Below are 26,305 nucleotides of genomic sequence, written 5' to 3' on the forward strand. Positions count from 1 at the left end.
TCGCTGGAGTGCTTTCAGTCCGGCTCGGCTCTGACCTTCGCGATGATGGCGTCGCGATCGACGAACACCGGGTGCAGCTCGCCGAGGTCGTAGTGATCGCCCAGCTCGAAGAGCCCGCCGCAGATCGAGTCGAGCGTGCACGAGCGACAGACTTCGCTCTTGGGATGGCGGAAGTCGGTCTGTCGCACCGTTCCCTTCTCGTCGAGGAAGTGCACGATGCGCTCCTCGCCCTTGATGATCTTCCGGGTCTCCGTCGAGCAGTGCGCGAACTCGGTCATGTAACAGAGCGGCACGCGCTCGACGCGGAAGGTGCGACCGGTCGAGTGCAGGAACCGCAGCGCGCGCGCGAGCGAGAGCTCGAAGTCCGCGAGGCGATGGGCGGTGTCGCGGTTCGTCTCGGCGCGGCCCATCGAGGGGTCGAGGTTGTTCCACACGAAGTGGCGCAGGAACGGGAAGCGCCCGACGAAATAGCGGACGTTCTTGTCGAGGTGATCCGCGTTGAAGCGATTGATCACCGTATTGATGTTCACCGTCGCGCCCACGCGCCCGAGGTTCTCGAGCGCGTCCATCGCGAGCGCGTGGCTGCCCTTCACGCCGGTGAGGAAGTCCTCGAGCTGCTCGTCGCACGAGTGGATGCTGACGTGGAAGTGGCGGAGCCCGGCCTCGTAGTACGACTCGGCGAGGCCGGGCTTCGCGAGCCGTGATCCGTTGGTGATCATCCGGACGTGGAGCCCGCGCGCGACCGCGTGCTTCGTGATGTCGGGGATCAGATCGGAGAGCGAGGGCTCGCCGCCGGTGAGGATGATCCCGAAGTAGCCGCGCTCCGCGAAGTCGTCGACCGCGCGCAGCGCGGTGTCGAGGTCCAGCATGTAGCCGCTCGCCGGGTTCGAGCAGAAGCGGCAGTACTGGTTGCACCCGCGGACGACCTGCAGATATCCGATGTTCGCCATCAGCCGTCCTCTTCGCGTTCGAACAGCGCGGGGAGGATCTCGCGCAGCGCCTCGCCGCTCTTCGCGCTGCGAGTCGCCGCCTCGTTCACCCCGCGGCGCGCGCGCCCGTACATCGGCAGCGCCTTGCGCGCGGTCTGCACCGGCTCGTGCACGCTGCGCGCGCGGATCGGCAGGAGCTCGCCGGCGCCGACGAAGAGCGACGCGACCGGCTCGTGATCGGCGCCGCTCGGGCGATCCTCGCGCGCGCGCAGCTCGTCGCCGTCGAAGCGCGCGAGATAGATCGGATCGATCCCCGGGCACACCTCGCGCGCTGCGCACCCGTCGCAGCGCGCGTGGAAGGTGCGCGCTCCATCGCGCTCGGGATGCGCGATCGAGCGCGACGCGAGCGGCCCGAGCAGACAGAGCGGCGCACCGCTCACGTACGCGCGCAGCCCGACACGACGCGCGATCTCGAGCGCGTGCAGCGCGAACGGCAGCGCGAGCGCGAGGCGCGGATAGACACGATCGAAGTGCTCCGACGCGACACCGCGGGCGAGCGGGACCGCGACCTGCCACGCCTCGACGCCGCGCGCCTGGAGCAGCATCGGGATCTCGGAGAGCACGCGGAAGTCGCTGCGCGTGAGCACCGTCGTCGCGACCACGCGAAGCCCTGCGGCGCGCGCCGCGGCGACCGCGTTCCACAGCACGTCGAAGCTGCCCTCGCGGCCGGTGTGGTAGTCGTGCACGCGCGCGTCGGCGCCGTGCAGCGAGACGTGCACGTCGGTGAGCCCGGCGCTCGCGAGCGAGCCCGCGATCGCCGCGAGACCGTGCCCGTTGGTCTGCACGCCGATCGCGGTGAAGCCCACGTCGCGCGCGGCGCGCACCGCGGCCTCGAGCACGTCGGGCGCGAGCGTCGGCTCACCACCGCCGAGCGTGATCGCGCTCGAGGCCTCGCGCAGCGCGCGCAGCCGATCGAGCGAGGGCACCGCGAGCTCGGCGCGCGGCGCATCGTCGCGCAGCCCGCAGAAGATGCACGCGTTCGAGCAGGTCGATCCGAGCGAGAGCGTCGCGCGTCGCATACCGCGGGACGGCCGCGCCGCTCCGTTCAGATCGAGGCCGTGTGATCGGGCTCGAAGTCGACGTCGAAGCACGCGCCCGCGTGATGGGCACGACGCTCGGCGAACGTCGCGAGCGCCGGCAGCTCGACGCCGGTCTCGACACGCCGCTCGAGCACGGCGCCGAGCGCGCGCGCACCGCGCTCGCAGGTCGCCGCGTGCTCGGGCGCGATGCGGCCGTGCACGAAGAGGCTGAAGTGCTCGCCCTCGGACAGCGCACCGCTCGCAACCGACGCGTCGCGACGCAGCACGTCGATCTGGAAGCGCTGGCCCTCGCCTTCGAGCACGAAGGGCAGCGCGCCGTAGTACGGCCCGAAGGCGCGCACCACGGTGAAGCCGCCGGCGAGCTCGAGATCGCGTGCGATCGCGCCCGGCGGCATGAGTTGATCCGCGTGCGGTCCTGCGACGTAGCCCGAAGGCGTGCGTCGCTCGGGCACTGCAGCTCGGTCTTCGGCGTGCGCGGTCTCTTCCGGCACGATCGACAGCACGACGGGAGTGATCGCGACCGCGGAGAGAAAACGGCGCCGCTGAAGCATGAAAAGAAGGTAAGAGATTTTTCTCGGCGCCGTCAACGGCACGACCAGCGTGCGGAAAACACGCGGTCACCCACTCGAAATCGAACGGGCCCTTCGATACGATGCCTGTCGAGTCGTCGCTCCGGAGGGGTTTTCATGGGGCCAGTGCGCTCTTTCGCTCGCCTGCTGGTGGTGCTGGGTCCACTCCTCCTGGCGAGCATCGCCGGATGCGCGGACGGCGGAGATCCACCCCGCCGTGACGCGGGTGGACGCATGGACGGTTCGGCCGGTGACTCGGGTCAAGGCGGGACCGATGCGTTCGTGCCGCCGGTCGACAGCGGCGGGCCGGACACCGGCGTCGACGCCGAGGTGCCCGATCCCGTCGGCACCTGCGAGGCGTGCGACGGCAACGAGGACTGCGAGATCGGCAGCTACTGCGCGACGCTCTCGAACGGCGCGGGCCGCGCGTGTCTGCCCGGCTGCGTCCCGGATCTGCCGGAGTGCCCCCGGACGACCTGCCCGCCGGGCGGAACGCCGCCGTGCTCGTTCAACTGCATCTACGACGCGACGGGCACCGGCGTCGACGCGAACATCTGCGCGCCGGTCGGCGGCGTGTGCTGCGTCGACGAGGACGGCGACGGATACGGCGTCGGCATCGGCTGTCTCGGCGAGGACTGCAACGACGCGGATCCCGAGGTGCACCCGGACCGCACCGAGATCTGCGACGGCATCGACACGAACTGCAATCGCACCGTCGACGAGAACCCGAACGACTGCGACACCGGCCGCTGCACCGACGACGGCGACGGCACGTACACGGCGATCGCGGGCGGCACCTGCGCGTCGGCGACGTGCGGCGACGGAACGATCACGAACTGCGAGCTCTACACCTGCAGCGAGGGCGGCGACGAAGGCACGACCTGCGCGACGGCGTGCGCGCCCGCGGGCACCAACGACGACACGTTCTGCATCGCGAGCGCGCACTGCGAGGACGGCACCTGCGCCGCGGACGTGCCCGACGGCGGCGCGTGCAACGAGGACACCGACTGCAGCGCGGGCCACTGCGACAACGGCTACTGCTGCTCGAGCGGCACCTGCTGCAACGGCGACGTCGCGACGTGCCCGGGCGGCGGCGCGGTGACGCGCATCTGCACCGACACCGAAGACTGCCAGGGCTCGCGCGGCATGACGGAGTGCAACGCGCAGTTCCAGTGCGTGACGGTCGACGGCATCGCCGACGATCGCGGCTGCACGAGCACCACGCGCGCGCAGGACTGCGGTCTCTACAATCCGATCTACTGCGACGGGACCGAGGTGCAGACCCCTCGCATGTGCCCGATCAGCTGCACGGTCGACAGCGAGTGCATCGCGCAGGCGCACTGCGACGTCGGCTTCTGCGTCCCCGACCTGCCGCCCGGCCGCAACTGCAGCCGCAACCAGGACTGCCAGGACGGGCTCACGTGCACCGACGGCGTGTGCTGCAACAGCGTGTGCAACGGCAGCTGCGAGGCGTGCGACGTGCCCGGGTTCGCAGGGACGTGCACCGCTGTCCCCGCGGGCGCGGATCTCGACGGCGAGTGCGCGGGCTTCGCGTGCAGCGGCTACTACGACGGATTCAGCGGAGGCGACGAGTGTTATCGCCGCCAGGACGTCAGTGACGCGGCCGCGGTGTGCAACGGCGCGCGTGCGTGCGTGAGCCCCGACGTGATGTGCCCGACGCAGCCGCGCGGCCCGCTGCAGATCAACTGCCAGGATCAGTGTCAGGCGCCGACCGCGGGCACGTGCACCGGCACGATCGCGGGCAGCTGCGGCAACCTCGACAACCCGGCGATCCGCACCGAGTGCGGCACCGGCGAGTGTCGCCGTGACGTGCAGCGCTGCATCAACGGCATGCCGCAGACCTGCATGCCCGGACCGATGGTGCTCGAGACCTGCAACGGGCTCGACGACGACTGCAACGGCACGCCCGACAACGGCTCTCCCGCCGCGCTCTGCCCCGCGGCGGCGGGCGCCGAGAGCTACGCGTGCAACTCCGGCACGTGCTCGTTCACGTGCGCGGCGGGCCGCGTCGATCTCAACGGCTCGTACAACGACGGCTGCGAGTGCATCGACGACCCCTCGGCCGGCGCGTGCGCCGCGGCGACGGCGGTCGGCAACATCAACGCGGGCGGCAACACGATGGTCGGCGGGCTGATCACGTCCACGACCGACGAAGACTGGTACTCGGTGAACTTCCCGCTGAGCTCGCGCGGTCCCGGCGGAGGCTCGCCGTGGATCCGCCTCACCGGCGCGAACGCGAGCAACTTCGAGCTCGACTTCTACCGCGGGTGCTCGACGGTGATGGTCTGCGGCTCGGGCGCGCCGACCGGCGTCTCGGAGCTCCGATTCGTCGACGACCAGTCGAGCGGCAACAACCAGTACAGCGGCGGGCACACCACCGACTGGCCCGCGACGGTGGTGTTCCGAGTGCGTCGCGTCGCGGCGACGACGCAGTGCTCGAGCGCGACCTACTCGATCGCCATCTCGCGCTGAGCGTCCCGCTCGTGATCTCGACGCCCGCGGCGCCTCGTGCGTCGCGGGCGTCGTCGTCTCCGCACCCTCGACACTGAACGGAACATCAGTAGAGTGAGCCGGGTGTCGGCTCAGCAGCTGTCGTGGCTGGACGCGCTCGAAGCGCCTCGCACGGACGACGTCGAGACGCCGGACATCGACGCGACGTTCGCGCGCGCCACCCGCATCGACGTCGGCGCGCACGCGAACGGCGAAGCACCTTCGTGGATCGAGATCGTGCCGGGCTGGGTGCGCGGACACGCAGCGCTCTTCGCCGAGCTCGAGCGGACGATCCGTTGGCGCGCCGAGCGCCGCATGATGTACGAGCGCATGGTCGACGTGCCGCGCCTCTTCGCGCGCGTGCCCGACGACGGCGAAGCATCACCGCTGCTCGATCGCATGCGCGAGGTGCTGACGGCGCGATACGAGGCGCCGCTCGACTCCACGACGCTCGCGCTCTACCGGGACGGCGCCGACAGCGTCGCGTGGCATCGCGATCACGGGCATCGTGATCGTGCACGCAGCGTGGTCGCGGTCGCGACGCTCGGTGCGACGCGGAAGTTCTTGGTGCGCCCGTATCGCAAGTCCGGTCCGTCGCGCGTGATCGTGATCCGCGGCGGCGATCTCGTGGTGATGGGCGGCGCGTGCCAGCGCACGGTCGAGCACTGCGTGCCCAAGACCAAGCACGCGCTTCCGCGCATCGCGCTGATGTTCCGGCACTCCGAGCCGATCGCGCCGAAGGTCTGATCGCGATGAGCGCCCGCGGTCGGCGCTCGTCGCGCGCGGCTGTCATGATGCGGACTCGTGCGGGGATCGTGGCGGGTGACTATGTGTCGGCGTCGTATGCGGGCTGTGCTGGTGGGGCTCTGCGCGACGCTGATGGGCGTCCTCGCAGGATGTCAGTGCGCGTCTCGCGCGCGTCCGACGCGTGATCCGAGCGCGTCGTTGAGGACACCGATCGGGACCAACCTCGACTTCCTCAACGACTGGTCGACCGCGATGCCCTTCGTGGATCTCATGAAGACGTCGCGGTCGTGGATCTCGGGGACGACCTCGTCGTTCGATGGTGGAGGTCCGCTCGACGTCGACGAGCGCGGCTGGGTCCGGTCGCTGCGCGAAGGACAGGTCGCGCGGACGCTGATGGTCTGGGACATCACCACGCACCCCGCGGGCCGCTACGTCGTGCTCTGGGAGGGCGAGGGCGAGATCGAGTACGGCGCAGGCGCGCACCAGCGGCTCGTGGAGAGCGAGTCGCGCCCCGGCCGTGACGTGCTCGACATCGATCCTCGGCGCTTCGGCCCGGGCATCGAGCTCAACATCGTTCGCACGAACCCGCGGAACCCGGTGCGCAACATCCGCGTGCTGGTGCCCGGCGGTGCGTGCAGCGGGGACGAGGCGCGGTATTGCGACGAGCGTCGTGCGTGTGGCGATGCGGGCGAGTGCCGCCCGTTCGAGCAGATCCATCGAGAGCAGGTGTTCCATCCCGATTTCCTGCGCTCGATGCGCGGATATTCGGCGATCCGATTCATGAACTGGGCGGACGCGAACTCGACGATGACGCCCGAGTTCGAAGTGCGGTGGAGTGATCGCACCGAGCTCGAGGACGCGCGGTGGGCGCCGCGCGCGCCGCTCGAGGTGATGATCGATCTCGCCAATCGAGTGCACGCGGAGCCGTGGATCAACCTCCCTTCGCGCGCCGACGACGACTACGCGCGACGGGCGGGTGAGCTCTTCCGCGCGCGGCTCGACCCCGGCTTGCGCGTCTGGGTCGAGTACTCGAACGAAGTGTGGAACTCGATGTTCCCGCAGCACGAGTACGCGGCGGAGCACGGGCTGCAGCTCGGGCTCTCGTCGGATCGCTACGAGGCGGTGCTCCGTTATTACTCGCGGCGCACCGGCGAATTGCATCGCGCGTTCGGCGCAGGGTTCGGCGATGCGGGACGGATGGTGCGCGTCTACGCGGGACAGAGCGCGAGCGCGTGGGTCGCGGAGACGATCCTCGGGTTCGAGAGCGCGGGATCGCGCGCGGATGCGTGGGCGATCGCGCCGTACTTCGGCACGACGGTGACGGGCGAGACGCTGTCGCAGTGGGCGAGCCTGACCCCGGACGACTTCTTCGCGCGAGAGCAGGAGTCGGCGATCGAGGTGGTGCGCGAGCACGTGAGAGGCAATCTGGACGTCGCGCAGCAGTACGGACTCCCGCTCGTCGGATACGAAGGTGGACAGCACTACGTCGGATACGACGCGGCGCAGACCGACCAGCGCATCGAGCAGCTCTTCGCGGCGGTCAATCGCGACGCGCGGATGGAAGGGTTCTATCTGCGCTATCTCGACGCCTGGCGCGACGCGGGTGGTGGGCTGTTGATGCACCACGTCGACTGCGCGGGCGGCGGACGATACGGGTACTGGGGCGCGTCGGAGTACCTCGGTCAGCCCGACGAAGAAGCGCCGAAGCGCAGAGCGCTGATGCGGTGGTCGCACGCGTCGCGGTAGCCGCGCTCAGCGCAGCTCGTCAGAGCAGTCGGGGTCGAAGTGCGCTCGATCCATTCTCTCGCGCGCTGATCAGCGATGCGCGGAGGTGCCCTTCGACTTCGCGGCACCCTTCTTCTTCGACGGCTCGACGGTCTCGCGCTTGACCAGCTTGTTGAAGTTGCTGATCTGCCCGTCCGCCGTCTTCTCCTGCACGAGCAGCGCGAGCCCGTTCGCGTCGAACTTCTCGAACCACTCGTCCCACTCGATCGGCGAGAGCGTTCCCTCGCCGCTGTACCCCGGGAAATCGAGCCGGATGATCCCGACGTCGTCGTCGGTCGCCGTGCTCGCGACGTCCGACGGAATCGCGCCGCGCTTCTCGGCCCAGGCCCAGATCTCGTCGTGGTCGGTCAGCACCTTCGCTGCAGACATCGTGGGTTCCTCCTCTCGTCCATTCGTGCAAGCGGCGGTCCGCGCGCGCGCGGATCACACCGCGCGCGACTCGGCGACCCGCGAGGCGACGCGCATCAGCCCGATCGCGACGAGCACCGCGCCGACCCCGGCCACCACCGCGCCCATCGCCGGCGCCCTGCGTGCGGTCACGTCCGCGCTGCGCCGTCGCACCATCCCGCGGTGATCGCCGCGCTCCGAGCCGGGACCGAGCACCCGCGGCTCGTGCGGCTCGCGCCGCATCTGCGGCTCGAACATCCGACGCTCGACGATCTTGTCGGAGAGCGCCGGCATCCACCTCGCGAGCAGGAGCTGCGCGCGCCCGCTCGTGCCGACCGCGACCTCGCGCTTCGGGCGCACCGCGCAGTCGAGCAGCGCACGCGCGACGATCTCGGGCGCGTACACCGGCGGCGGCGCGGCCGGCACTCCGTCGTCGAGACGGTTCCTCGCGTGCGCGAAGAACGGCGTGTCGATCGACGCCGGCTTCAGCAGCGTGATCTGCACCGGCACTCCGTCGTGCTCGAGCTCCACGCGCAGCGCGTCGGTGAACCCCTTCACCGCGTGCTTCGCCGCCGAGTTCGCGCCCTGCAGCGGCATCGCGTGATCCGAGACCACACCACCGACGTTGATCAGCGTGCCCCCGAGATCGCGCATGCGCTCCACCGCGACCCGCGAGCCGTAGACGGTGCCCCAGAAGTCCGTGTCGAAGAGCTCGCGCATGTCGTCGACCGGCACCTCGAGCGCGCGTCCGTACACCGACGTGCCCGCGTTGTTGATCCACGTGTCGATGCGCCCGAAGCGAGCCTCGGCGACGTCGGCGACGTGCCTCACGTCGTGCTCGCTCGACACGTCGGCGACGACCGCCTCGGCGCGTCCTCCTTCACCGCGGAGCTGCTCCGCGAGCTGCTCGATCTCGGGGCTGCGTGCGGCCATCACCACCCGCGCACCGCGCGAGGCCGCGAGCCGCGCCGTGCTGAGGCCGATGCCGCTCGATGCGCCGGTGATCACGACGACCTGCTCCTCGATCGGCTTCTGCGTCCGGAATCCCATGTTCGTCCCTCGCTCTTCGCTGGCTCCTCGAGCAGCGACCGTGCCCGTCACTCGCGCTCGGATGTGCGGGAGCGCCACGCTCGTCGCGCAGGATCGAGACGCGCTGCCACGCCCTGCGTGGCGGGACCGCAGCGTGCGCGACGCGCCACGGTGGTACGCGCGCTGCACTCGGGGCCACTGCGCGCGAGTCGTCCGCATCGCGCGACGAGGGAGGCGCACGATGATCGCTCCGAACCGCAGGACGTGCTCCATCGCCGCGTGGCTCGCGCCGCCGCGGCGCGGCACGCCGATGTCCGAGCCCGAGCCCCGTCCAGCCGATCACGAGGCGACACGCGAGGAGCGACGACGCGAGGCGGCGCGCATCGCGCCGGCGCCCCTGCGTCGCACCGCTCGTGGTCGCGCCGCGACGCGACGAGCGCTCTCGCGCGCTTGAACGATCGTTCAAGAACCCAGGAGCACCCCGATGATCGTCCTCGGTTACCACGGAGGCATCGAAGGCCCGTTCGCGAGCGGTCGCGCGGGACGCGACGCCGCGGCCGCGATCGTCGACGAGGGGCGCGTGGTCGCAGCGTGCGAAGAAGCGCGCCTGGCCCGCGCGGCGCGCGGCGCCACCGTGCCCGAGCGCGCGATCCGTCACTGCCTCGACGCAGTGGGCCTCGCCACGCTCGACGGCGTCGACCTCGTCGCGTGCTCGCACGCGAGCGATCAGCGGTGGCGATCGGAGATGGTGACGCAGAGCCGCGAGCGACTCCCCGTGTTGACCCGCGCCGCGATGGGCGCGGCGCTCGCGGCGCTCCGCGGCGCGGAGCGCGCGCTCGGCGGAGACGAGCACGAGCGGCGCCTCCTCGAGCAGCGGCTCGGCGCATCGATCCCGCCCGAGCGCTTCGTCGCGGTGCCCCACGACGTCGCTCACGCCGCGAGCGCGTTCTTCACGTCACCGTTCGATCGCGCGCTCTGCTTGGTCGCGGACGCGCACGGCGAGAGCGCGGCGACGAGCGCGGCGATCGGTCGCGGCACGCGCATCGAGGTGGTCGATCGCATCTACGCGCCCGACAGCCTCGGCGCGCTCTACTCGCTCTTCGCGCGTTATCTCGGGTTCGAGCCGGGCGAGGAGCACGAGGTGATGTTGCTCGCCGCGCACGGCGATCCCTCGCACCACCGGCGCTTCTTCCGGCGCGTGGTGCAGATCCGGCGCGACGGGATCGCGTCGGTCGATCCCGCGCTCGTCGTGCGCCTCGCGCTCCGCGATGCGATCGCAGCGCGTCTCCTCGGGGGCGGCGCCGCGCTCTATCCCCGCGCGATGATCCGCGCGCTCGGCCCGGCGCGGCTCCCCGGCGAGCCCCTCACCGGACGTCACGCCCACATCGCCGCGGCGCTGCAGGAGGCGCTCGAGCTCGCGCTGCTCGCGTCGCTCGCGACGCTGCGCGCCCGCACCGGCGAGCGCGATCTCTGCCTCGCGGGTGACCTCGCGCTCAACGCGGCGGCGAACGCGCGCATCGCGCGCAGCGGGCTCTTCGATCGCATCCACGTGCAGCCGGCGGCGCACGACGCGGGCACCGCGCTCGGCGCCGCGCTCTACGCGCTGCACCACATGCTCGGGATCGGTCGCGAGGGGAGCGCGATGCCCACGCCGTTCCTCGGCGCGGCCGCCGACGACGTGCTCGTCGATCGTGCGCTCCTCGACTTCGCCGATCACGTGCGCGCGACCATGCCCCGTGATCTCGAGGGCACCGTCGCCGAGGCGCTCGCCGCGGGGCGCGTCGTGGGTTGGCTCCAGGGCCGCGCGGAGTGGGGCGCGAAGGCGCTCGGCGCACGCAGCGTGCTCGCCGATCCGCGAAGGGCCGAGAGCCGCGCGCGGGTGAGCGCGATCCTCCAGCGGCGCGAGCACGATCGATCGTTCTCGCCCACGGTGCCGCTCGAGCTCGCGCACGTGTGGTTCGACATGACCGGCGTCGACGAGAGCCCGCACAAGCTCTTCAGCGTGCCGGTGCGCGCCGAGCGCGTCGCGCGCCTGCCCGCGGTCACCCACGTCGACGGCACCGCGCGCGTGCAGACGGTCTCGTGGGAGCAGAGCCCGCGCCTCCACGCGCTCCTCCACGCGTTCGGCGCGATCACCGGCGTGCCGGTGCTGCTCAACACGAGCTTCCGCGTGGGGCGCGAGCCGCTCGTGAACCTCCCCGACGACGCGCTCCGCGCCTTCCTCGCGAGCGACCTCGACGCGCTGGTGATCGGCGATCGCTGGATCGAGCGTCGCGGCGACGCGCTCGCCCCCGAGACACCGAAGCGCGTGCGCGAGGCGCACGCGACGCCGTTCGTGTGACGGAGCGTGCGAGGGAGGACGAGCGATGAGGACGAAGGTGGTCAGCGGAGTGTTCTCGACGCGGCGCGAAGCGCAGCACGCGGTCGATCGCCTCGTCGACGCAGGCTTCCGCCGCGAGGACGTCAGCGTGCTGATGTCCGACCTGACGCGCGCACGCGAGATCGAGGGCGCGCCTCCGGTCGTCACGCCTGCCGCGAACCGCGCGGCCGAAGGCGCGACCGCGGGCGGCACGATCGGCGGCACCCTCGGCGCGGTGGTCGGGGGCCTCGCTGCGGTCGGCTCGATCGCGATCCCGGGCGTCGGCTTGGTCGCCGCGGGCCCGATCGTCGCGGCATTCGCGGGCGCGGGCGCGGGCGGCGCCGCGGGCGGGCTGATCGGCGCGCTCGTCGGCCTCGGCGTGTCGGAGAGCGAGGCGACCGACATCCGCGATCGCATCCGCGAGGGCCGCATCGTCGTGACCGTCGAGTGCTCCCGCGAGCGCGCCGCGCGCGCGATCGCGATCCTTCGCGGCGAAGGCAGCATCGAGATCACCGCGGTGTGATCGCGCTGGACCTCACGGAGGCTCGACGGGCGCGGAGCGCGGCAATCGAACGATGAACGTCGCGCCCTCGCCGCGCTGGCTCTCGACCGAGATCGTCCCGCCGTGCGCCGCCACGATCTGCCGCGAGATGTGGAGACCGAGGCCGAGACCGCCGAAGTGCCGCGCCGACACCGCGCGACCGAAGCGCTCGAAGATGCGCGCGTGCTCCGAAGGATCGATCCCCATGCCGTGATCGCGCACCCGGAGCTCGACGGCCTCGACGGTGGTCGACACCGCGATCTCGACCGTGCGACCCGCGCCGAACTTGAGCGCGTTCGACAGTAGGTTGGACACCACCTGCTCGATGCGCGCGCGATCCCAGAGGCCCTGCGCCGGCCCCTCGTGCGCGTCGACGATCAGCTCGCACCCCGCGGCCTGCGCGTCGTGCTGGAACGCGGCGACCACCTCTCGCACCACGGCCCCGAGATCCACCTCGCTCGGCTCGATCCGCAGCTTGCCCGCCTCGATGCGCGTCACGTCGAGGAGCTGCTGGATCTGCCGGATCATCCTGCGCCCCTGACGCTCCACGAGATCGAGCGCGCGCGTGAGGGACGCGGGGTCCACCGCGCCGCGCGCGCTGCTCGCCTTGAGCACCTGCACCGTCAGCAAGAGGGACGTCATCGGCGTGTAGAGCTCGTGCGACGCGATCGCGAGGAACTCGTCGCGCAGGCGGATCGCCGCGCACGCGTCGCGATAGGAGCGCGCGTTGTCGATCGCGAGCGCGCCGCGACGCGCGAGCTCCTCCGCGAGCTGCAGATCCGCGGCGCCGTAGCGCCGCTCCGCCGACGCCATCGTCAGCACGCCGATCAGCCGCTCGCGCGCCCGCAGCGGGACGACCATCGCGGAGCGCGTGCCGAGGTCGCGCAGGATGCGCGCGTGCTCGGCGTCGATCGTGGTGTCGCGGATGACGGCGTCGTCCACGTCGGTGAGCAGCAGCGATCGCCCGGTGCGCAGCGCGCCAGCGGCCGGGTGCGGCGAGTCGAGCGCGGGTGGATAGCGTCGCGCGAGCTCCTCGAGCCGCTGGCTCTTCGCCGGATCGGCGTGCGCGCCCGCGACCCGCCGGACTCCGTCGTCGGCCACGAGATCGAACTCGCACCAGTCGGCGACCGTGCTCACCACGAGGCGCGCGAGGTGCCCGAGGATCTCCTCGTGCTCGAGCGAGCCCGAGAGCAAGAGCCCCGCGTCGGCGAGGAACGCGTTCCGCGCCTCGCGCCTGCGTATGTCCTCGCGCAACGCCATCTCGATCCGGTGCATGCCCCAGAGCAGCAGCGTCAGACCGAACGCGAGCACCACGCCGCCGAGCGCGATCGTGACCGCGAGCTCGCTGCGAAGGTGCTCGAGGTGACGCGCGATCGCGATCGACACCGCGCCGACCGCGATCGGCGCGACGAGGAGATCGGGCGCGAGCACGTGATCGAGCGCGCGGTGCGGATGCGCCTCGGTCCCCCACTCCTCCTCGGCAGCAGCCCAGATCACCAGCGCGAAGGTGATGATCCAGAACACGTCGAGCGTGTCGCCTGCCTCGTACGAGTGCGTGAGGAGCGAGCCGGCGTAGTACGTCGTGACGCCGGCGAGCACGGCCACCGCGGCGAGCAGGATCGCGGTGATGCGACGACGACTCCCCGGCGGCTGGTGCCAGAGCGTGATCAGCGCGAACGCGAGCGCGCCGAGACCGAGCACCGGATATCCGAGCGCCGTGACCAGATAGACGGGGTCCGACGTGATCCGCGACGCGGCGGGATGGAGCATCACGGTGCTCGCGGTCGCGAGACACGCGACGACGACGATGAGATCGCCGAGCTGCTTGAGCGAGAGCGCACGGCTCGGCGCGTCGACTCGCAGGTTGAAGAAGCCCGCGGCGAACCAGCACGGCAGTGCGAGGAACCCGATCTCCGCGATCGTGGGAAATGGCGTGAACGTGTGGTCGACGAGCTCGTACCAGTCCCACGCGAGCATGCCTGCGAACCAGAACGCCGAGCCCAACGCGAAGCAGCGCCACGCGTCGCGCTGGTGCCGTCGCTCGCGCGTCGCGGCCGTGCGCCAGCACCGGAGCGCCGCGACGAGAGAGACGAGCGTCCAGAGCGCGTCCGCCCAGACGTGGAGTGCGTACCTGTGATCGGCGAGGACGATCTCGCCGACCACGAAGGCGATGACGACCGCAGCGAGCGTGATCAGGAGGCGCGCCCGCGGTGCTTCGCGCCCCACCGGCCGATCCTTCGCCACATCCGCGGGATCGTCGTGAGATCCGATGTCGCTCGGTGCACGACGCGCGAGGTCGGTCACGGCGAGCCACTCCCGCGCTCGCGGCGCTGCATCGCCAGTACATAACGACGCGCTTGGACGTCCCGAGTCGCGCGATCGCGTGCACGCTCAGGCGCTCGTCTTCCGCCGCCCCACGATCGGCCCGATCGCACGCGAGATCCACCACCACCGCCCGCGCTCCTTCGCGCACGTCTCGCGCACGTTCTCGATCGTCTCTCCCGCCGCGAGCCGATCGAGCACGTAGGGCAGGTGACGCCCGTAGACCGCGCGGTTGCCTGCGCCGAGCACGAACGACACGAGCACCGCGTCGAGCCCTTCGAACCCGGTCTGCGCGACCTTCAGCGTCGTCGCCGGACGCGCGAAGACGATCGCGGGCTCGAGCTCGAACGTGACCACGGTGTCGATCGGCCCGCCCTTCCACGACCAGCGCATCCGTCGCGGCGCGTCGAGCTCGAGCACCTCGCACTTCACGATCCCGTCGAACCCCGGCGCAGGATCGGTGCGCATCGTGAACCGATGACCGAGCTCGGCGCGGAAGTCGTTCGGCATCAGCCACTCCGCGATCAGCGCGGGATCGGTGAGCGCACGCCAGACGATCTCGGGCGGGTGCGGGTACGTGCGCTCGATGTGGATGTCTCGCTTCATCGATCGTCCTTCTTCTTCTTCGGCTTGGTCTTCGCGGCCTCGCGCGCGAGCACCGCACCGAGCGCGTCGAGCTTCGTGCTCCAGAAGCGCTCGTAGTGCGCCGACCAGTCGTGCACCTCGCGCAGCGGATCGGCGTGGAGCGCGTAGATCCGCTGTCGCCCTTCGGCGCGCACCACCACGAGCCCCGCGTCCCGCAGCACTGCGAGGTGCTGCGAGATCGCGGGCTGGCTCACGTCGAAGCGCGCGCAGAGCTCGCTCACCGAGCGCTCGCCCTCGGCGAGCACGTCGAGGATCGCGCGGCGCGTCGGGTCGGCGATGGCGCGGAACGGATCGCTCACTTCGTCTCGCCGCCGAAGTGCTTCTGCGCGCCGGCGTCGAGCTCGTCCTTGGTCGCGACCTTCGCGCGCGTCGCGAGCGACCAGCGGTGCCCGAACGGGTCCTCGAGGATGCCGTACTCGTCGCCCCAGAACTGCAGCGCGAGCGGCATCTTCACCTGCGCGCCGGCCTCCACCGCGCGTGCCCACGTCGCCTTCACGTCGGGGAGATCGAGGTGCAGCGTGACCGGCGATCCACCGAGCGACTTCGGCGTGCTCGACACGCCGCCCTTCATCTCCGGGCTCTGTCCCTCGGGAAGCAGAGCGTCGGCGAGCATGAAGGTCCCGCCGTTCGGCAGCGCGAGCGCGGCGTGGATCAGCTTGCTTCCGTCGGGCGTCGCCTGGCGCGCGAGCTCCTTCGCGCCGAACGCGCGCACGTAGAAGTCGATCGCGGCCTTCGCGTCGTGGACCGTCAGATAGGGCGAGAGCGGGGGCGGCGTGTGGCTCGCTGCGGACATCGTTCTGTCTCCTCCGTCGATGTCCGCGACGTATAAGCGATCGATTATATGAACGCAAGCTCCAGCAACGGCAGGTGCGCGACGTGGAACGTCATCACCGACGCGTAGAGCACGAGCGCCGCACTCAGCCCTGCGCCGACGAGCCGTCGCGCGCGCTGCGTGAAGCGCGCGCGAAGTCGGATGAGCACGAGCGCCGCGCCCGAGACCATCGCGAGCTTCGCGGCCATGAAGCTCACCGGGCCGCCACGCAGCGCGAGCTCGACGAGCGGGTTCGCCTCGAGCGCGAGCCCGGTCTCGATCCACACCAGCGTGAGGATCGCGTCGGCGACGTTCATCACGAGCAGCGCTGCGAGCGCGAACGAGAAGAACCGCGCGAAGCGAGGAGCACGAACTGCGTGCATGGGCCCACCTCAGCACGCGCCATGCCCGCATTTTCGGCCGATTCTCGCGCCCACATCGGAGCCGAGGGCGCTCCGCGCGCCGAACGCACGAAGGCCGCGCTCCCTCTCGGCAGCGCGGCCTCCGTTCGTCGATGTCACGTCCCTCGCCACAGCAGTGCTGACGAGGGCAAGTGGGGCTGGGCCCGGAAGGAGGGGTCTTCCAAGACCCCTCCCGCAAGCTCAGCCCGGCGAGACGTCGAGCAGCTTCCGGATCTCCGCGGCGAGACGATCGGGCGGCACCGGACGCGCGAGGCTCGCGTTGAACACCTCGTCGTTCGCGCGCTGATCGCGGCTCGTGAGCGCGATCGCCGGCGTGCCCGCGAGGCCCTGCGCGACGTCCTCGCCCGACCCGTCGGGCAGCGCGAGGTCGGTCACGACCACGTCCACGTCGCCCACTGCGAGCGCCTCCTTGACCGAGCCCGCGGTGCGCACCGAGAAGCCCTCGCGCGCCAGCAGCATCTCGAGGAGATCGCGCGCATCGGCGTCGTCGTCGACCAGGAGCACGCTCGCACGCGCCGCGTCGTCGACGTGCGAGTGCCCGTTGCCGCCGTGGCCATTGCCGCTCGGCATGCCGCCGCTCGGCATGCCGCCGCTCGGCGCACCGCCGTAGCCGCTCGCGCTCGACGGCGGCACGTAGGTGCCGGGCGACGAAGGCGGACGCGCCCACGCGGGCTGGCTCGGAGGCTCGCGCTCCGGCATGCCGAGATCGCGATCCTCGTAGTCGCGATCGCGACCCGGAGGCGTGATGCCGCCGCCGCGATCGTCGGGCGGCGAGCTCTGACGACGCACGCCCGTCGTCTGGCCCTCGGCCTCCATGCGCTCGAGCTTGCGGTAGAGCGTGCGCCGGTCGTAGCCGAGGATGCGCGCCGCGCGCGACTTGTTGCCGTTCACGACCTTGAGCACGTGCAGCAGGTAACGCCGCTCGAGCTCCTCGACCGTGACCAGCTCCTCCGCGGTCTCCGGCATCATCACCATCGTGTCGGGCCGGTGCGCGCGGATGCGCTCGGGCAGGTCCTCCACGTTGATGTGATCGAACTGGGTCAGCGCGACCGCGCGCTCCACCGAGTTCTCGAGCTCGCGCACGTTGCCCGGCCAGTGATAGGCGACGAGCTTCGCGGCCGCGGGCGCGCTGATGCCGACGACGTGCTTGCCGTGTCGCGCCGCGAAGCGCTCGAGGAAGCGCTGCGCCAGGAGCGGCACGTCACCCTCGCGCTCGCGCAGCGGCGGAACGTGCACGGTCACGACGTTGATGCGGTAGTAGAGGTCCTCGCGGAACCGCTTCTCGTGCACCTCGGTCTCGAGGTCGCGGTTGGTCGCCGCGATGACGCGCGCGTTGAACGGCGACTCGGTGTTGCCGCCGACCGCGCGCACGGTGCGCTCCTGCAGGGCGCGCAGCAGCTTCACCTGCATCTCGAGCGGCATCTCGCCGATCTCGTCGAGGAAGAGCGTGCCGTTGTCGGCCTCGAGGAAGAGACCCTTGCGAGCAGCCTTTGCGTCGGTGAACGCGCCGCGCGCGTGACCGAAGAGCTCGCTCTCCAATAGCGTCGCGGGGACCGCGGCACAGTTGATCGCGACGAAGGGACCTTCGCGGCGATTGCTGCGCTCGTGGATCGCTCTCGCCACGAGCTCCTTGCCGGTGCCGCTCTCGCCGGTCACCAGCACGGTCGCATCGGTGAGCGCGACGCGCGTGATCACGTCGAACACGCGCTTCATCGCGGTCGACTGACCGAGCAGCTTCTCGAAGCCGCGCGCCTCGTCGACCTCGTCGCGCAGGCGCTTCACCTCCGCGCGCAGCTTGTGGTGCTGCACCGCGCGGTCGACGGTGATGCCGAGCAGCTCGAGATCGATCGGCTTCGTGACGAAGTCGTGCGCCCCTGCGCGCATCGCCGCGATCGCCGCCTCGAGGCTGGCATGACCGGTGACGACGATGACCGGGAGGTCGGGGCGAACGCCGAGGATGCGCTCGCAGACCGCCAGCCCGTCCATGTCGTCGAGCTGGAGATCGGTGAGGACGACGTCGAAGTCTTCGGCGCCCACCTTGTCCAGCGCATCGCGTGCTCGCGTCTCCGCGCGCACCGTGTACCCACGACCCGAGAGCGCAGCCTCCATCAGGCCGCAGGCATCGGGGTCGTCGTCCAGGACCAGGACCTTGCCGCTCATTGTGTCTCCACACGCCGGACCCGCCCGTCCAGCCGCGACCCTGCTGAGCACCCGGGATGCCAGGTCTCGGTGCGCCAGATCACAGGGGTTTTTCGCGTTGCCCCAGCGCCGCGCGAGGCATCCTGCCACATGACCGCGCGCCGACCGGGGCGTCACGTCACAACGCGGTCGTGCGCAACGTGGCGTCCGCGACCCGGCGTCCTCGATCGCGCCTCACTCGGGCTCCCCTGCCCCGGTGACCTTCGCGTCGGATGAGGGCGCAGCGTCGGCATCCGCCTCGGGTGCCACCAGCACCCGCGTCGCCCCCGGCAGCACGCGATAGCGCGCGCGCTCGATCACGGCCACCTCGCCGTCGACGTTCACGTGCGTCGGCCGGTCGAACCGCAGATCGATCTCCGACGCGCGGAAGCCCACGACACGGTCGTCCTCGAGGTGCGTGCCTCCCGAGATCTCGAGCAGCACGCGCGCGAGCCCGAGCGTGTTCGCGTCCTGCACCACGAACGCATCGAGCCATCCGTCGTCGCACTGCGCGAAGGGCGCGAGCGGCTTGCCGCCGCCGAACGTCTGCGCGTTGCACACCGCGAACATCGCGATCGTGCCGCGCCACGTGAGCATCCCCTCGGGTGTCTTCGCGGTGAGCTCGACGCCGACGCCCGCGTGATCGAGCAGCGCACGCGAGCCCGCGACCAAGTACGCGAGCCGGCCCGCGAGCGACTTCGCCTCCTGGGACGTCGCCTCGGACGCCTCGGCGAAGAGGCCACCGGCCGAGACGTTCGCGAACAGGCGATCGTCGAGCAGCCCGAGATCGATGATCCGTGCCTCGCTGCGCGCGAGCCGATCCGCGGCCTCCTCGAGCGAGGTGCCGAGCCCGAGCGTGCCCGCGAGATCGTTGCCGGTGCCGGCCGGGAGCACACCGAACACGCTGCGCGCGAGCGCGCCCGGCACCGACGCGACGCCGTTGATCACGTTGTTGAGCGTCCCGTCCCCGCCGAGCACCACGAACGTGCGCACGTCGCGGAGCGCGGCCTCGCGGGCGATCGCCTCGGCGTCGTGCTCGAGCGTGCAGATCTCCGCGTCGAGCGAGGGCCAGCGCGCGCGCAGCCGCTCGACGAGCAGCGCGTGCATCGTCGCGCCGAGCCCCTTCCCGGAGCTCGGGTTCACGATCATCGTCGCGCGCTCGCGCTCCTTCTCGGGCTCGGGACGAACCGGAGAGATCGAGGCGTCGGGCGTCATCACGGAGCGTGGAGTTGCAGCGCACGTGCCGCGCGGAGACGCATGATCGCGGGCTCGCGCGAGCGTGCGGAGACCAGCGCGACACACGTGGGGCGCAAGCCCCCGCCGCCTTTCGAGCGCGTGGCGCGCACTCGACGGCGCGACGCGCTGCGGCACCGCGATTGCTCGGTGTCCACGCGGACGCTTCGTCGCGAACGACGCGCGAACGTACCGGACAGAGAGGCCACCAATGACTCGACTCTTCGTGCTCCTCACGTTCCTCGCGTTCGCTCCACCGGGGCTCGGCTTCTCGCGCTCGCAGCACGACGAGCCCCGACACGAACGAATGGACGAGCGCGTGCGCTCCGCCGCGGCGGCGGACGGCGCAGAGGTCGATCACGACCACGAGGTCCCCTGAGCGCGCGGCGGTGTGCGCGCACGTACGGGAGGCAACGGTGCGAGACGGGAACGACGAAGACCTCCTGACGACGATGAGCCACGAGCTGCGCACGCCGCTCAACGCGATCCTCGGCTGGGTGCAGCTGCTCCGCGCGGGCGGCGTGTGCGGACCGGAGATCGAGCGGGCGCTCGAGATCATCGAGCGCAATGCGCGCACCGAGGCGAAGGCCGTCGACGAGGCGATCGATCTGGCGCGCATCGCGAGCGGACAGCTGGCGATCACGCGCCGCGAGACGCGGTGGGCCGAGGGCCTGCGCGCCGCGGTCGCCGCGAGCGAAGGTGCGGCACGCGCGCGCGGCGTGGCGATCGACGTCGACGCCGATCCCGAGATCCGCGTGATGGGCGACTCGGCGCGCCTCGCGCAGATCGCGCGCGGGATGATCGCGTGCGCGGTCCGACGCACTGCGCCCGGCGGCACGGTGCGAGTGCGCCTCGCGGCGCGCGCCGGCGAGGCGATGCTCACGGTGCGCGAGGATCGCGTGCTCGACGGAGACGCGCGCACCCACGCGGCGCAGCGGAGCGCGCTGGTCGGCGACGGTCGCGGCCTCGGCGTCGCGGTGGCACGCGGCCTCGCGCGGCTCCACGGCGGCACGCTCGAAGAGGACGACTGCGGGCTCACGCTGACCGCGCGAGTGCCCCTCGTGGAGGCGGTGCGCGCGAGCGAAGGCGACGGCGCACAGGCGCTGCGCGCCGGCTGAGCACGCGCGAGACGGAGGACCGAGATGGCTGGAGCACAGCACACCGAGCTCCCGCGCACGACCATTCCGCGCGCGACGCTCTCGCGGGCGGCCGAGCTCGACGAGGCGCTCGCTCGCGTCGAGCAGGTCTGGCATCGCGTGCTCGGCACGCGCGAGGCGCCGCGCGCGCTCGATGCCGCGCACCACGACCTCGACATCGCGCTGATCGGACGGCTCGGCTACTACGTCGACGCGCACGCGAAGGGGCGGCCGATCGTGCTGCTCCACGGCATCCACGCGGCCGCGTCGGCGTACGACGTGAAGCCGCTCTTCGATGCGTTCCGCGGCGAGCGCCCGGTGTACGCGCCCGATCTGCCGGGCTTCGGCACGTCCGAGCGCGGCCCGAACCAGTACTGCCCGATGCTCTACGCGAAGGCGCTCAAGCGCTTCCTCGTCGACGTCGTGACGCCGCGCGAGGAGCCGGTCGACGTGGTCGCGCTGTCGCTGTCCAGCGAGATCGCGGCGCGCGTCGCGATCGACTCCCCGCACCTCTTCCGCACGCTGACGATGATCTCGCCGACCGGGCTCGGCTCGCGCACGCCGCGCATCGATCCCCGGCGCGCGGCGCGCATCGAGCGGATGCTCGATCTCCCGCTCTGGGCCTCACCGCTCTATCGCGTGCTCACGTCGCGCCGGAGCGTGAAGTACTTCCTCGACAAGAGCTTCCACGGCCGCGCGCCCAAGGCGTACGTCGATCACGCGGTGCGCACGGCGCGCGTGCACGGGGCGCATCACGCGCCCTTCGCGTTCGTCGCGGGGCAGCTCTTCACGAGCAACGCGCGCGAGACGCTCTACGAGCGCCTCCGCGTGCCCACGCTCGTGCTCTACGACCGCGACCCCCACAGCGACTTCGCGCAGCTCGACGGGCTCGAGCGGCGCAACCGCGCGGTGCGCGCGCACCGCGTTCCCGGCACGCGTGGACTGCCGCACTTCGAGCGGTGCCACGAGGTCGTGCAGACCATCCGCGATCTCCAGGAGGAGACCCGGCGTGGAGAGGAATCGGAGATTCGTGCGTGACATCGTGAAGGTCGGCGAGACGTGCAGCGCGCTCGCTCCCTCGTGGAGCGGCGTGATCGTCGATGCCGACGACTACTACCGAGCGCTCGCCGACGCGATCGAGTCGGCGCGCGCGTACGTGCTGATCGCGGGCTGGCAGCTCGAGAGCAGCGTGTGGATGCGACGGCGCGACGAGGACGAGGAGCGCCCGCGCACGTTCCGCGAGATCGTGCGCGCCGCGGTGACGCGCAACCCCGAGCTGCGCGTGTACGTGCTCGCGTGGGACTGGTCGAGCGTCTACGCGCTCGATCGCGAGTGGGCGACGTCGGACAAGCTGCGCTCGGCGGGCCGAGGGCGCCTCCGCTTCCTCTACGACGCGAACCACGCGCCCGGCGCGAGCCACCACGAGAAGCTCGCGATCGTCGACGGCCACACCGCGTGGGTCGGGGGCATCGACGTCAGCGAGCACCGCTGGGATCAGCGCAGCCACTTCGATCAGAACCCGATGCGCTTCGACGGCAAGGGCGCGCTCTACCTGCCCTACCACGACGTGCAGGCGGTCACGCGCGGGCCGATCGTCCGGCACCTCGTCGAGCACTTCGTCGACCGCTGGGTCGCGGCGGGCGGCGATCCGATGGTGCTCGTGCCCGAGCCGATCCCGGAGTCCCCTCCGTTCGCGCACGTTCCGCTCGGACAGGGAGCCGTGGCGCTCACCCGCACGCGCGGCGCGACGGTGGTGCCGATGCGCGAGCCGGTGCGCGAGATCCGCGCGCTCTACGATCGCGTGCTGCGTGGCGCGCAGCGACTCGTCTACATCGAGTCGCAGTACGTCACCGCGCGCGTGATCGTCGAGGCGCTCGCCGATCGCATGCGCGATCGCAGCCGCGGCCCGCTCGAGGTCGTCGTGGTGGTCCCGTGGTGCCTCGAGGGGCGCATGGAGAAGGCGGCGATCGAGGGCCCGCAGCGCATCGCGCTCTCGGTGCTGGGGCGCATCGCGAAGGAGAACGGCCACGCGATGGGCGTCTACTCGCCGTGCGTTCCGCGCAAGGAGGAGGGCGAGCGCGGGCCCTGCCCGACCTACATCCACAGCAAGCTGATGATCGTCGACGATCGATTCCTCACGATCGGCTCGGCGAACGCGACGAATCGCAGCATGGGGCTCGACACCGAGCTCAACCTCGCGTGGGCCACCGACGACGAGCACGACGAGATCGCGCGCGGCATCCGCACGCTGCGCGTCTCGCTCATGGCCGAGCACGCCGGGGTCACGCCGGACGAAGCGGTGCGCGATCTCGGGCCCATCGAGGGGCTCGTCGCGCGCGTCGACGCGCTCACCGCGGGCGAGCGGCCGCGGATACGCCCCGCGCCCCTCGATCCCGATCTGGCGCTGGCCGATCAGGGCCCGATGGACGATCTCTTCGCGAGCATCGGCGACCCCGAGACCGCGGCGTTCGACGAGGGCCTCTTCGAAGAGATCCTCGAGCGCCCGCACGGCATCGTCGCGCGCGTCGTCACCGCGCTGCAGTCGGTCGCCGGCGCGCGCGGATGACGACTCGTGAGGAGGAGGAGAGCAGGAGTCTCAGAAAGACCACCGACTCGAGCACATTCGGATTCGAGCCGTGCTCGTGTGTTCCCGAGATCGTTCGTCCTCCTGCTCTCCTCGGCGGAATTCCTCTTCTCTGCTCGTCAGAGATCGATCTTCGGGAGGTGCTCCATCGCCTTTGCGACTGCCTCGCTCGGATAGTCGTAGTCCTCGAGCTGGCCTGCGAGATAGGCGTCGTACGCGCCGAGATCGAAATGACCGTGGCCGCTCAGGTTGAAGAGCACGACGCGCGTCGTGCCCTCGGCGTCGGCCTTCTTCGCCTCTTCGATCGCGGCGCGCACCGCATGTGACGACTCGGGCGCGGGCACGATGCCCTCCGACCGCGCGAACGTGAGCGCGGCCTCGAAGCACGCGCGCTGCGGGTGCGCGACCGCCTCGATCAAGCCCATGTCGAGCAGCTTCGACACCAGCGGCGCCGCGCCGTGATAACGCAGGCCGCCGGCGTGGATGCCCGGCGGCATGAAGTCGTGACCGAGCGTGTGCATCTTCACGATCGGCGTCATTCCGACCGTGTCGCCGTAGTCGAACGCATAGACACCCTTCGTCAGCGAAGGGCAGCTCGTCGGCTCCGACGCGACCAGCCGCACGTTCTTGCCGTTCATCTTGTCGCGCACGAACGGGATCGCGATGCCCGCGAAATTGCTGCCACCGCCGTGGCATCCGATGACGACGTCGGGATACTCACCCGCCAGCTTCATCTGCAGCTGCGCCTCGAGCCCGATCACGGTCTGATGCAGACACACGTGATTGAGCACCGAGCCCAGCGCGTACTTCGTGTCGTCGTGCGTCGCCGCGTCCTCGACCGCCTCGGAGATCGCGATGCCCAGCGATCCCTGGCTGTCTGGCGTGACCTCGAGGATCTTCCGCCCGGCGTGGGTGCGCGAGCTCGGCGACGCGAACACCTCCGCGCCCCACACCTGCATCATCGAGCGTCGATAGGGCTTCTGCTGATGGCTCACCTTCACCATGTAGACGGTGACCTGCAGCCCGAATCGCGACGCTGCGAACGAGAGCGACGAGCCCCACTGTCCCGCACCCGTCTCGGTCGCGAGCCGCTTCACGCCCTCTCGCGCGTTGTAATAGGCCTGCGCGACTGCGGTGTTGGGCTTGTGACTGCCCGACGGACTGACACCCTCGTATTTGTAATAGATGTGCGAGCGAGTCCCGATCGCGCGCTCCAGCGCATGCGCGCGGAAGAGCGGAGTCGGGCGCCAGAGCCCGAGCACGTCGCGCACCTCGTCGGGGATCGCGATCTCGCGCTGGCCGCTCATCTCCTGCTCGATGATCGCCATCGGGAAGAGCGGCGCGAGATCGCTCGGACCGACCGGCTGCTTCGTCGCGGGGTGCAGCACCGGCGCGGGCGGCGATCCGAGATCCGCGAGGATGTTGTACCAGTGGCGCGGGATCTCGGTCTCGGGCAACAAATACTTGGTCGTCAAGGTCCCCTCCTCGGCGTGGGCCGAGCGGAGATGGTCGACGACCCCGCGGACGACGCGCAACAGGGCCCCAGACGCGCGAAGGCCGCGCCCGGATCGCCCGGTGCGCGGCCTTCGTGGTGCTCTCGCTCGCTCGAGCGAGCGCGTCGCGATCAGGCCTCCGCGGCCTTGCCCGACGCCTTCTTCTTCGCGGGCTTCGCGGCCTTGTCGCCGTGCGCGCCGTTCGAGATCGACGTCGCCTTCGCCGCCTTCTTGCCGCCGAGGAGGCGATCCGCGAGCTCCGCCGCGCGATCGGTCTTCTCCCAGGTGAACGAGCCCTTCTCGGTGCGGCCGAAGTGACCGTACGCCGCCGTCGGGCGGTACATCGGCTTCAGCAGATCGAGCGTCTCGATCAGCGCGCGCGGGCGGAAGTCGAACATGTCGCTGACCGCCGCGGCGATCTTCGCGTCCTCGACCTTGCCGGTGCCGAACGTCGACACGTACACGCCCATCGGCTTCGCCACGCCGATCGCGTACGCGACCTGCACCTCGGCGCGCGATGCGACGCCGCTCGCGACGATGTTCTTCGCGACGTAGCGCGCGAAGTACGCGGCCGAGCGATCGACCTTGCTCGGATCCTTGCCGCTGAACGCGCCGCCACCGTGACGGCCCATGCCGCCGTAGGTGTCCACGATGATCTTGCGCCCGGTGAGGCCGGCGTCGCCGACCGGGCCACCGATGACGAAGCGACCCGTCGGGTTGACGAAGATCTTCGTCTTCTTGTCGATCATGTTCGCCGGGCAGACCTTGAGGATCACTTCCTCGGTCATCGCCTCGACGATCTTCTTCGTCTTGATGTCGGGCGAGTGCTGCGTGCTGACGACGATCGCGTCGAGGCGCGCGGGCTTGCCGTCGGGGCCGTACTCGACGGTGACCTGGGTCTTGCCGTCGGGGCGGAGCCACGGGAGCGTGCCGTTCTTGCGAACCTTCGCGAGGCGCTGCGCGAGGCGGTGCGCCAGCTGGATCGGCATCGGCATCAGCTCGGGCGTCTCGTCGCACGCGTAGCCGAACATGAGGCCCTGGTCGCCCGCGCCCTGGTCCTTCGAGAGCGAGGTCTCGATGTTCACGCCCTGCGCGATGTCCGGCGACTGCTGCTCGATCGCGGTCAGGATCGCGCAGTGCTCCCAGTCGAAGCCGCACTCCGCCGTGTAGCCGATCTCCTTGATCGCGGCGCGGATGATCTTCGGGAAGTCGATCACGGCCTTCGTCGTGATCTCGCCCGCGACGATCGCGTAGCCGGTCTTCACCATCGTCTCGCACGCAACGCGCGCGCGCGCGTCCTTCTCGAGGATCGCGTCGAGGACGGAGTCGGAGATCGCGTCGCAGAGCTTGTCGGGATGGCCTTCGGTGACCGACTCCGAGGTGAAGAGATATCCGGACATCTGAGCTTCGACCCTTTCTTCTTCGCGCGTCGAACGTGCGTGGCGGCCCGGGCTCCGGGCGGCGCGTTCATAAGGGGATTCGCGGGCGCAGTCAATGTGCGCACCTCTCTCTGCGAGCGCGCTC

24 protein-coding genes are annotated in these 26,305 nt (G+C 70.9%); 10 read left to right on the forward strand and 14 right to left on the reverse strand.

Annotated features, from left to right (window positions below; translation table 11 throughout):
• Nucleotides 1-14: 14 nt before the first annotated feature.
• From I5071_RS31520 to I5071_RS31530, 3 genes are read right to left on the reverse strand one after another with little or no spacing between them, the layout of a single operon-like run.
• Entirely contained in the window at nt 15-950 is a 936-nt protein-coding gene (locus I5071_RS31520; RefSeq protein ID WP_236516969.1) for a radical SAM protein, read from the reverse strand.
• A complete protein-coding gene (locus I5071_RS31525; RefSeq protein WP_236516970.1) occupies nt 950-2,008 on the reverse strand; it encodes a radical SAM protein in 1,059 nt (352 codons plus the stop codon). The genes I5071_RS31520 and I5071_RS31525 overlap by 1 nt, the downstream gene beginning before the upstream one ends.
• Nucleotides 2,009-2,034: 26 nt before the next feature.
• Nucleotides 2,035-2,622, reverse strand: coding sequence for a hypothetical protein (locus tag I5071_RS31530; RefSeq protein WP_236516971.1), 588 nt, complete (start codon nt 2,620-2,622; stop codon nt 2,035-2,037).
• 210 nt (nt 2,623-2,832) lie between these two features.
• Here I5071_RS31530 and I5071_RS31535 point away from each other — a divergent pair, with 210 nt between their 5' ends.
• The 3 genes from I5071_RS31535 to I5071_RS31545 all read left to right on the forward strand — a co-directional run bounded on the left by I5071_RS31535 (nt 2,833) and on the right by I5071_RS31545 (nt 7,602).
• The gene (locus I5071_RS31535) at nt 2,833-5,091 is read left to right on the forward strand and encodes a putative metal-binding motif-containing protein (protein ID WP_236516972.1); all 2,259 of its coding nucleotides are present in this window, start codon (nt 2,833-2,835) and stop codon (nt 5,089-5,091) included.
• Between the two features lie 36 nt (nt 5,092-5,127).
• The gene (locus I5071_RS31540) at nt 5,128-5,856 is read left to right on the forward strand and encodes an alpha-ketoglutarate-dependent dioxygenase AlkB (protein ID WP_236516973.1); all 729 of its coding nucleotides are present in this window, start codon (nt 5,128-5,130) and stop codon (nt 5,854-5,856) included.
• Between the two features lie 198 nt (nt 5,857-6,054).
• Nucleotides 6,055-7,602 carry a hypothetical protein gene (locus I5071_RS31545; RefSeq protein WP_236516974.1) on the forward strand — a complete coding sequence of 516 codons (1,548 nt, stop codon included), beginning with the start codon at nt 6,055-6,057 and terminating at the stop codon, nt 7,600-7,602.
• Nucleotides 7,603-7,671: 69 nt separating this feature from the next.
• Here the strand turns inward: I5071_RS31545 and I5071_RS31550 are convergent, their stop codons facing one another.
• Together I5071_RS31550 and I5071_RS31555 are read right to left on the reverse strand one after the other, a co-directional pair.
• Nucleotides 7,672-8,010 carry a hypothetical protein gene (locus I5071_RS31550; protein ID WP_236516975.1) on the reverse strand — a complete coding sequence of 113 codons (339 nt, stop codon included), beginning with the start codon at nt 8,008-8,010 and terminating at the stop codon, nt 7,672-7,674.
• Between the two features lie 54 nt (nt 8,011-8,064).
• Nucleotides 8,065-9,078, reverse strand: coding sequence for an SDR family oxidoreductase (locus tag I5071_RS31555; protein WP_236516976.1), 1,014 nt, complete (start codon nt 9,076-9,078; stop codon nt 8,065-8,067).
• A 220-nt stretch (nt 9,079-9,298) separates the two neighbouring features.
• Here I5071_RS31555 and I5071_RS31560 point away from each other — a divergent pair, with 220 nt between their 5' ends.
• The 3 genes from I5071_RS31560 to I5071_RS31570 are packed head-to-tail and all read left to right on the forward strand — an operon-like array spanning nt 9,299 to nt 11,939.
• Nucleotides 9,299-9,511 (forward strand): hypothetical protein, encoded by a 213-nt coding sequence (locus I5071_RS31560; protein WP_236516977.1) that lies wholly within the window; start codon nt 9,299-9,301, stop codon nt 9,509-9,511.
• Between the two features lie 30 nt (nt 9,512-9,541).
• Complete coding sequence (locus I5071_RS31565; RefSeq protein WP_236516978.1) at nt 9,542-11,398, forward strand: carbamoyltransferase C-terminal domain-containing protein; 1,857 nt, start codon at nt 9,542-9,544, stop codon at nt 11,396-11,398.
• Between the two features lie 25 nt (nt 11,399-11,423).
• Nucleotides 11,424-11,939 carry a general stress protein gene (locus I5071_RS31570; protein ID WP_236516979.1) on the forward strand — a complete coding sequence of 172 codons (516 nt, stop codon included), beginning with the start codon at nt 11,424-11,426 and terminating at the stop codon, nt 11,937-11,939.
• Between the two features lie 12 nt (nt 11,940-11,951).
• Here the strand turns inward: I5071_RS31570 and I5071_RS31575 are convergent, their stop codons facing one another.
• From I5071_RS31575 to I5071_RS31610, 7 genes are all read right to left on the reverse strand, one after another.
• Nucleotides 11,952-14,261 (reverse strand): sensor histidine kinase, encoded by a 2,310-nt coding sequence (locus I5071_RS31575; RefSeq protein WP_236516980.1) that lies wholly within the window; start codon nt 14,259-14,261, stop codon nt 11,952-11,954.
• Between the two features lie 87 nt (nt 14,262-14,348).
• A complete protein-coding gene (locus I5071_RS31580; protein WP_236516981.1) occupies nt 14,349-14,885 on the reverse strand; it encodes an SRPBCC family protein in 537 nt (178 codons plus the stop codon).
• Nucleotides 14,882-15,223 carry an ArsR/SmtB family transcription factor gene (locus I5071_RS31585; protein ID WP_236516982.1) on the reverse strand — a complete coding sequence of 114 codons (342 nt, stop codon included), beginning with the start codon at nt 15,221-15,223 and terminating at the stop codon, nt 14,882-14,884. Before I5071_RS31585 ends, I5071_RS31580 begins: the two co-directional genes overlap by 4 nt.
• Nucleotides 15,220-15,717 (reverse strand): VOC family protein, encoded by a 498-nt coding sequence (locus tag I5071_RS31590; RefSeq protein WP_236516983.1) that lies wholly within the window; start codon nt 15,715-15,717, stop codon nt 15,220-15,222. Before I5071_RS31590 ends, I5071_RS31585 begins: the two co-directional genes overlap by 4 nt.
• A gap of 44 nt (nt 15,718-15,761) precedes the next feature.
• Complete coding sequence (locus tag I5071_RS31595) at nt 15,762-16,118, reverse strand: DUF5658 family protein (protein ID WP_236516984.1); 357 nt, start codon at nt 16,116-16,118, stop codon at nt 15,762-15,764.
• 219 nt (nt 16,119-16,337) lie between these two features.
• Complete coding sequence (locus I5071_RS31605) at nt 16,338-18,317, reverse strand: sigma 54-interacting transcriptional regulator (protein ID WP_329611094.1); 1,980 nt, start codon at nt 18,315-18,317, stop codon at nt 16,338-16,340.
• Between the two features lie 213 nt (nt 18,318-18,530).
• Entirely contained in the window at nt 18,531-19,550 is a 1,020-nt protein-coding gene (locus I5071_RS31610; protein WP_236516985.1) for a diacylglycerol/lipid kinase family protein, read from the reverse strand.
• Nucleotides 19,551-19,779: 229 nt separating this feature from the next.
• Between I5071_RS31610 and I5071_RS31615 the strand changes: the two genes are divergently transcribed.
• Genes I5071_RS31615 through I5071_RS31630 form a run of 4 tightly spaced genes read left to right on the forward strand, consistent with a single transcriptional unit; the run spans nt 19,780 to nt 23,270 of the window.
• Nucleotides 19,780-19,947 carry a hypothetical protein gene (locus tag I5071_RS31615; RefSeq protein ID WP_236516986.1) on the forward strand — a complete coding sequence of 56 codons (168 nt, stop codon included), beginning with the start codon at nt 19,780-19,782 and terminating at the stop codon, nt 19,945-19,947.
• 37 nt (nt 19,948-19,984) lie between these two features.
• Complete coding sequence (locus I5071_RS31620) at nt 19,985-20,686, forward strand: sensor histidine kinase (protein WP_236516987.1); 702 nt, start codon at nt 19,985-19,987, stop codon at nt 20,684-20,686.
• A 24-nt stretch (nt 20,687-20,710) separates the two neighbouring features.
• Nucleotides 20,711-21,742: an alpha/beta fold hydrolase gene (locus I5071_RS31625; RefSeq protein ID WP_236516988.1), complete on the forward strand. Its 1,032-nt coding sequence runs from the start codon at nt 20,711-20,713 to the stop codon at nt 21,740-21,742.
• Nucleotides 21,735-23,270, forward strand: a complete 1,536-nt coding sequence (locus tag I5071_RS31630) for a phospholipase D-like domain-containing protein (RefSeq protein ID WP_236516989.1) — start codon at nt 21,735-21,737, stop codon at nt 23,268-23,270. The genes I5071_RS31625 and I5071_RS31630 overlap by 8 nt, the downstream gene beginning before the upstream one ends.
• Nucleotides 23,271-23,407: 137 nt before the next feature.
• Here the strand turns inward: I5071_RS31630 and I5071_RS31635 are convergent, their stop codons facing one another.
• The gene (locus I5071_RS31635; protein WP_236516990.1) at nt 23,408-24,763 is read right to left on the reverse strand and encodes a TrpB-like pyridoxal phosphate-dependent enzyme; all 1,356 of its coding nucleotides are present in this window, start codon (nt 24,761-24,763) and stop codon (nt 23,408-23,410) included.
• Between the two features lie 149 nt (nt 24,764-24,912).
• Nucleotides 24,913-26,181 (reverse strand): methionine adenosyltransferase, encoded by a 1,269-nt coding sequence (metK, locus tag I5071_RS31640; protein WP_236516991.1) that lies wholly within the window; start codon nt 26,179-26,181, stop codon nt 24,913-24,915.
• Nucleotides 26,182-26,305 lie beyond the last annotated feature (124 nt).

The sequence above is a fragment of the Sandaracinus amylolyticus genome, assembly GCF_021631985.1.
GTDB lineage: Bacteria > Myxococcota_A > Polyangia > Polyangiales > Sandaracinaceae > Sandaracinus > Sandaracinus amylolyticus_A.